Origin of the sequence: Aquibium sp. ELW1220 (genome assembly GCF_030398385.1) — a bacterium.
Taxonomy (GTDB): domain Bacteria; phylum Pseudomonadota; class Alphaproteobacteria; order Rhizobiales; family Rhizobiaceae; genus Aquibium.
In genome coordinates this window covers 43361-50407 of record NZ_JAOAOQ010000041.1, presented here as the reverse complement: position 1 = coordinate 50407, position 7047 = coordinate 43361, and the positions used below count along the sequence as shown (strand labels likewise).

Annotated in this window: 7 protein-coding genes; 6 read left to right on the top strand and 1 reads right to left on the bottom strand. The window is 68.5% G+C overall.

The features are described from left to right. Positions 1–547: 547 nt before the first annotated feature. Positions 548–2128: a FadD3 family acyl-CoA ligase gene (locus N1F91_RS25490; RefSeq protein ID WP_289996336.1), complete on the bottom strand. Its 1581-nt coding sequence runs from the start codon at positions 2126–2128 to the stop codon at positions 548–550. Positions 2129–2361: 233 nt separating this feature from the next. On the opposite strand from N1F91_RS25490, the gene N1F91_RS25485 reads away from it, so the two are divergent. From N1F91_RS25485 to N1F91_RS25460, 6 genes are all read left to right on the top strand, one after another. Next, a complete protein-coding gene (locus N1F91_RS25485) occupies positions 2362–3177 on the top strand; it encodes an SDR family oxidoreductase (protein WP_289996335.1) in 816 nt (271 codons plus the stop codon). After that, positions 3174–4022: an SMP-30/gluconolactonase/LRE family protein gene (locus tag N1F91_RS25480; protein WP_289996334.1), complete on the top strand. Its 849-nt coding sequence runs from the start codon at positions 3174–3176 to the stop codon at positions 4020–4022. The genes N1F91_RS25485 and N1F91_RS25480 overlap by 4 nt, the downstream gene beginning before the upstream one ends. A gap of 65 nt (positions 4023–4087) precedes the next feature. Next, positions 4088–4993, top strand: a complete 906-nt coding sequence (locus tag N1F91_RS25475) for an NAD(P)-dependent oxidoreductase (protein ID WP_289996333.1) — start codon at positions 4088–4090, stop codon at positions 4991–4993. A 1-nt stretch (position 4994) separates the two neighbouring features. Further along, complete coding sequence (locus N1F91_RS25470) at positions 4995–5432, top strand: nuclear transport factor 2 family protein (protein ID WP_289996332.1); 438 nt, start codon at positions 4995–4997, stop codon at positions 5430–5432. A gap of 9 nt (positions 5433–5441) precedes the next feature. After that, positions 5442–6320, top strand: a complete 879-nt coding sequence (locus N1F91_RS25465; RefSeq protein WP_289996331.1) for an SDR family oxidoreductase — start codon at positions 5442–5444, stop codon at positions 6318–6320. Next, positions 6317–7039: a glutathione S-transferase C-terminal domain-containing protein gene (locus N1F91_RS25460; protein WP_289996330.1), complete on the top strand. Its 723-nt coding sequence runs from the start codon at positions 6317–6319 to the stop codon at positions 7037–7039. Before N1F91_RS25465 ends, N1F91_RS25460 begins: the two co-directional genes overlap by 4 nt. The last annotated feature ends 8 nt before the right edge of the window (positions 7040–7047 follow it).

Here is a 7047-nt window from a genome sequence, read left to right as displayed (position 1 = left end):
TCTTCCGATATCTCGGCGATCGCCTCGGCATACCCGCCCACCAGCCGATACCGCGACTCCCCGATCTCGTCAGGCAAGCCGCTCAAGCCTGATCGCCCGGAAATCTGCCCCGGTTACGGTGTGCATTATGAGACCCGACCGGTGACGGCGAAGGATGCCTGGTTGGCGCGCGGAATTGTGGTGCGGGTTGTTGATGGTCCGGTCGCTGTGTCTCACGTTGCCGGCTTGGCCGACTCGTCCTTGGTGTCGCGGGCCAGGAATTGCCGATCCGACGCCCGTGGGGTCCGGTGTGAAGGGAGCGGCGATAGTAAAGTCGGCCACGTAGCGGCGGGATGATCCCGCTGCGGGCGGCGCAGCAGTCATCGACTTTTTCCCTCTCTGGAGATGGAGGGAGGGCTGGAGGGTTTTCGCTGTGGACATACATCGGAAGGCTCGTCTGGCCTTCGCGGAGGGATGACCCACCGCGAGGCGTCGCGGCGTTTCGACATCCCGTGCGACAGCGTCAGTAAGACGATGGCGTGTTTGGTTCCGTGCCCCTGCGATGGGCTCAGCAGGCCTCGGCCCTGAGCTGGGTCTTTTGCACCTTGCCCTGCGGGCTCGTAGGCAGGATCTCGCGAAACTCGACCGATCGAGGCACCTTGAAGTTCGCGATGTTGGTGCGCGCCCATGCTATGAGTTCGGCTTCCGTCGCGGTCTGGCCCGGCCGAAGCACGACATAGGCCTTGCCGACCTCGCCGAGGCGCTCGTCCGGCACACCGATAACGGCGATCTGGCCTATGGCGGGGTGTGCGCTCATCAGCCGCTCGATTTCCGCCGGATAGCAGTTGAAGCCGCCGGTGATGTACATGTCCTTCAGGCGATCCTCGATCCGCAGGTCGCCGTTCTCGTCGAAATAGCCGATGTCGCCCGAATGCAGCCATCCGTCCTGGTCTATGGTTTTCGCCGTCGCGTCCGGATCGTTGAAATAGCCCTTCATGACGATGTAACCGCGCAGCACCACCTCGCCGCGCTCGCCGTCGGGCAGAAGGCGCCCTTCGCTGTCCATGATCCGCACCTCCGTGTCCGGGAAGGGCTTGCCTGCGGTATTGGCGATCCGGTCGTCGGTGTCGTCGGCGCTGCACATGGTGCCGTAGCCGCCGCATTCGGTAAGGCCATAGCCGTTGACGACGCCTGCGAAGCCCAGGTCCTCGCGCATGCGGCGGATCAGGGTCGCGGGCACGACGGCGCCGCCGGTGATGCCGAGGCGAAGGCTGGAGCGGTCGAACGCCGCCATCCCCGGATGCTGCAGCATCGAGTGGAAGATGGCCGGCGGGCCGGGGATGACGGACACCTTCTCGCGCTCCACCCGCCGCAGGATTTCCTCCGCATCGAAGGCCTGGTGCGGCAGGAGCAACGCCCCGCGCATCAGCGACACGATCGCTCCGGAACGATAGCCGAAGGCGTGGAAGAAGGGCGGGATGACCAGCACCCGGTCGTGGCGCCTGATGCCGACGCGTGTCGCCCACGCGTCGATCGCCATCAGGCACTGGCGGTGCCCGTACATGACACCCTTGGGATGTCCCGTGGTCCCGGAGGTGAATAGCATGTCGCAGAGATCGTCCGGGCCGACGCTCGCCTGTCGCTGCGAAAGTTCGGCATCGCTGACACCCTCCCCGCCCGCCAGAAAATCCTGCCAGGCCGTCTCGGTCGCGCGGGCGCCGTCGAACACGACGATCGTGTGCAGGAGCCGGCGTGCCTCCGTTCCGAGTTGATCAGGATAGTAGGCGCCGAGGAACTCGCCGCACGAGAACATCATGGTCGCGCCGCTGCGCCGCATCAGTTCCTCGACTTCCGTCCCCCTGAACCGGGTGGACGTCGGGATGAGCACCCCGCCCACGCTGGCGATGCCCAGGGCGGCGACGAACCACTTCCAGCCGTTCGGGGCCCAGATCATCACCCTGTCGCCCTTCTTCACACCGGCCGCCATCGCCGCCTTGGCGGCCTGCCGCCGCGCGGCGTCGAGTTCGATGAACGTCATCCGGACGGTGCCGTCCTCGATTGCGACCTCGTCGCGATATGTTTGCGCGGCGCGCTGAGCGAGTGCGGGAATTGTGGTGAACTGCCAGCCGGAATCGAAGATGCTGTCCATGGGAACCTGACGAGCGACGCGCTGCCGCGAAGGATGCGCGGACACTAAAGTGCCCCGGGGCAAGGGCATCGTCCGAAAGGACGAATGCCGCAGGACGGCCGCGGGCTAGACGGTATGGCGCCCGACACCGCCCGCCTGCGGCCGAACCTTTCTGGCAGGTCGTCCCGCCATGCGTCAAACGGTAGGAGCAGGACCGGGAGCCACGGTCCCGGCGTGCAGAAGCGGAGGAGCCGATGACAGAAGACGTCCATGTGCCGATCGACCTGTCGATGAAGGGCATGGTGGCGCTCGTGACCGGCGGCACCAGGGGAATCGGAAAGGCCATCGCCGAGCGCCTGCTGGAGGCGGGCGCCGAGGTGGCGGTCTGCGCGCGGAGCGAGCCGGAGACGCTTCCGGGTTTTGCCGGGCGGGACGCCGTCTTCTTTGCCGGCGACGTGCGCAGGGCCGACCAGTGCAGGACCATCGTGGACCAGGCGGCGGCGCATTTCGGCCGTCTCGACCTGCTCGTCAACAATGCCGGCGGCTCGCCAGCGGCGGACGCCGCGACCGCTTCGCCGCGCTTCTCGGAATCGATCGTCGCGCTGAACCTGCTGGCGCCGATCCACCTGTCCCAGGCGGCGCACGGCGTCATGGCGGGCCAGCCCGGAGGCGGCTCCATCATCAACATCGCCAGCGTCGCTGCCCGGCGTCCGGCTCCCGGCACGGCGGTCTACGGCGCCGCCAAGGCGGGGCTGCTGGGGCTGACGGTCAGCCTGGCGCAGGAATGGGGGCCGCGCGTGCGGGTCAATGCCATCGTCGTCGGCCTTGTCGAAACCGAAAACGCGGAGCAGACCTACGGGTCCGCCGCAGCGCTGCACGAGATCGCGGCGGCGACGCCGATGGGCCGGATGGGACGCGGAGCCGACGTCGCCGATGCGGTGCTCTACCTTGCCAGCCCGCTGGCGCGGTTCGTTTCCGGTGCGTCCCTCGAAGTGCACGGCGGCGGCGAGAAGCCGCATTTCCTCGACATCGTCGCCCGCAGCATGTCGAAGTCCCGGGGCGGCTCATGAAGCGGTTCGCGGCGCGGACGCTGGCGACGGGGTTCGCCTATCCCGAAGGCCCGCGCTGGCACGACGGCGCCCTATGGTTCTCCGACCAGCATGCGGGCGTGGTCCACAAGCTGTCGCCCGCCGGCGCGCACCTGGACAGCTTCGTCGTGGAAGGCGGCCCGTCCGGGCTCGGCTGGATGCAGGACGGGTGCCTGCTGGTGGTGTCCATGGATGGGCGCAAGGTGCTGCGCCGCAGCGCTGGACGGCTCGAGGTCCACGCCGACCTGTCGGCGCTCCATCGCGCCCAGAGCAACGACATGGTCGTTCTGCCGTCCGGCCGCGCCTATGTCGGCAACATCGGCTTCGACTTCGACCACGGCGAGGCGCCGGCCGCGACGATGCTGCTGCTTGTCGAAGCCGACGGGACGGTGCGAAACGTCGCCGACGGCCTCTCCTGCCCGAACGGGATGGTGGTGACGCCGGACGGGAAGGTCCTGATCGTCGCCGAATCGCTGGCGAGCCGGCTCACTGCGTTCGACATCGCGGCCGACGGAGGGCTCTGCAACCGGCGGGTCTTCGCCGACCTGCCCGGCCATGTTCCGGATGGCATCTGCCTCGACGCGGAGGGGCAGGTCTGGTGCGCATCGCCCTTCACCCGTTCGGCGGTGCGGGTCCGGCGGAGCGGCGACATCACCGCCAGGGTCGATGTCGACGCCGGCGTGTTCGCCTGCATGCTCGGCGGCGCCGACGGGCTGGATCTCTTCCTCTGCTGTTCCTCCAGTCACGCCCGGCACGAAACCGTCCACCTGATGACGGGCCGGATCGACGTCGCGCGCGTAGACGTCGCGCGCGCCGGCTGGCCGTAGTCGCAACGGACGATGCCGCGGGATGGCGCGCGCCTAAGCTGCGCCTCCCGATTGGAGGAAAGCGCGTGAAGATACTCATCGTCGGCGGAACGGGCATGATCGGCGGCCATGCCGCCATGTACCTGCGATCGCTTGGCCACGACGTGACGCTCGCCGCGCGCAAGCCCGCGCCCGAGGGCACGCCGATGGCGGATATGCCGACGATTCTGGGCGACTATTCGCAGGGCACCTTCACGGAGCGCGACCTCGAACCCTTCGACGGGATCGTGTTCGCCGCGGGGCAGGATATACGCCACATCCCGAAGGGCACGGACGAAGGCGCATTCTGGCGCACGATGCAGATCGAGGGCGTGCCGAGCTTTGCCCGGCTGGCGAAGAGCGCCGGCGTCGGGCGGTTCGTCCAGCTCGGCAGCTACTACCACCAGGTCATGCCGCATCTGATCGACAAAGTTCCCTATGTCCGTGCGCGCGCGCTGGCCGACCAGGGCGCGCGGGCGCTGGCTGATGCGAGCTTTTCGCCGGTGACGCTCAATCCGCCCTCCATCGTCGGGGCGGTTCCGGGCGTTCCGGCGCGGCGTTACGAGACGCTCGTCGCCTGGGCCAAAGGGCTGCGGCCGGACATTGCCGACTACGCGCCGGCGGGCGGCACCAACTACATGTCGGTGCGGTCGCTGGCACAGGCCATCGCCGGCGCGTTGGAGCGAGGCGAGGCCGGCAAGGCCTACCTGATCGGCGACGCGAACCTCTCGTTCCGGGATTTCTTCCAGAAGATCTTCGACGCCGTCGGTTCGCCGCGCAGGCTGGTCGAGCTCGACAGGGAGCACCCGCTCCTGCCGGATGCCTTCATCGTGCCCGGACGGGGAGTGCGGCTGGCTTACGAGCCGGACACGGCCGGGACGGCGCTGCTCGGCTACCGACGCGGCGAAGTGGACCGGGCGGTGGCGGACGTCATCGCGGCGGTCGGCGGCTGACATGACGCTGGGCGCCGATGACCTCGTCGCGATCCGTCGGACAGCCGATCTCTATGCGGTGGCGGTGGACCGGGGCGACGCGGAGCTGTTCGTGACCCAGTTTACGCCGGACGGGGTGCTCCTGGCACCGCGCGGCCGCTTCGAGACGAGGGACGCGCTGGCGGGCGTGCCGCCGATGATGAAGCAGCTCTACGAACGCACGTTCCATGCCGTGCTGACCCAGGCCCTGAACGGGGACGGCGACCGGGCGGCGGGCGAGACCTACTGCATCGCGCGCCACTGGTCTACCGACAGCTCCGGCCAGCGAACCTGCTTCGAGATGACGATCCGCTACCAGGATCGTTTCGAACGCCGCGACGGACGCTGGCTGATCGCGACGCGCGGACTCGTGGTCGACGCCACGCATAGCTATCACGTGGACATGCCGAGAACCGCCTGAGGAGGAGACATGACGGACGAAATTTCGATACTGGGCCTGTCGGGCAAGGTAGCCCTGGTCACCGGGGGCGGCGCGGGCATCGGACGCGCGACGGCCGGGCTGTTCCGGACGGCGGGCATGCGCGTCGCGGTGGCCGAGATCGACGCGGCGCGCGCCGAGGATGTGCGCGCCGCGCTCGGCGCCGAGCATCTCGTCGTTGCGGCGGACGTGCGCAAGGCCGGCGACGTCGCCCGGCTGGCGAAGGCCGTAGACGAACGCTTCGGACGCCTCGACGTGCTGGTCAACAACGTCGGCGACTATCTCGGCTACAAGAAGCCCTTCGAGGAGTCGACCGAGGCGGAGTGGGACGCGCTCTACGCCGTCAACCTGCTCCACATGTTCCACGTCACGAAGGCGGCGATCCCGCTGATCCGGCGCGGAGGCAAGGGCGGCGCGATCATCAACGTCTCAACCATCGAGGCCTTCCGGGGGATCCCGCACACGGTGGTCTACGCGGCCTTCAAGGCGGCGGTCACCGGCTTCACGCAGAGCCTTTCGGTGGAGCTCGGCGCGGACAACATCCGCGTCAACGCGGTGGCGCCGGAGACGACCGACACCGCTCAGATCGTCGCGACGCCTCGCGTACCGCCCGAGAACCGCGACTACCTCAAACGCTGGTTCCCGATCGGCCGCTTCGGCGAGGGCGAGGATTCGGCCGGCGCGGCGCTGTTCCTCGCGTCCGAACGACTGTCGGGATGGGTGACCGGCTCCACCATCGTCGTCGATGGCGGGGCGCTCGCGGCCGGGGCATGGATGCGCCTGCCGGACGGCCGCAACTTCACCCACCTCCCGATCATCGTCGCCGACGGATACACGCCGCGGCCCGACGCGAGGAACGCCGGCGAATGATCGACCTCTACGCCTCGACGACGCCCAACGTGATGAAGGTGACGCTGGCGCTGTGCGAACTGGATCTCGAATTCCGGTTCCTGCCGATCAACGTGTGGAAGGGCGAGCAGTTCACCGCCCGGTTCGAGGCGCTCAACCCCAACGCGAAGGTGCCCGTGCTGGTGGACCGCGCCGATGCGGCGAACCCGGTCACGGTCTTCGAATCCGTGGCCATCCTGATCTACCTCGCCGAGAAGACCGGCAGCCTCCTGCCGCGATCGGGATCGGCGCGGTACGAGGCGATCGAGTGGGCGGTCTGGCAGGCGGCCAATCTCGGGCCGGCGAGCGGCCAGCTCAATCATTTCCTGCTCTATGCGCCGGCGGGACAGGACTATGCCCTGAGCCGGCATCTGACCGAGCTGCGGCGCTGCTACGGCGTCATGGAAAGGCGGCTCTCGCGGACGCCCTATCTCGGCGGAGACGAGTTCTCGGTCGCCGACCTCGCCTGCTTCCCGTGGGTCTGGTCAAGCTCGAACCGGCTGCGCGAGCGGTTTGCCTTCCTCGACCGGGATTCGCCGGAGGCTCCTGGGATTGCCGCCTGGTTCGAACGTTGCGCCTCGCGCGCCGGCGTCCTCCGCGGCATCGAGCGGCATGCTCAACTGACGCCGCTGCTCGCGACCGCCTCGCCCGACGACCTCGACCGGATCTTCGGCCGCGGGCGATACGCCTACGGACCCTAGGGTTCAGA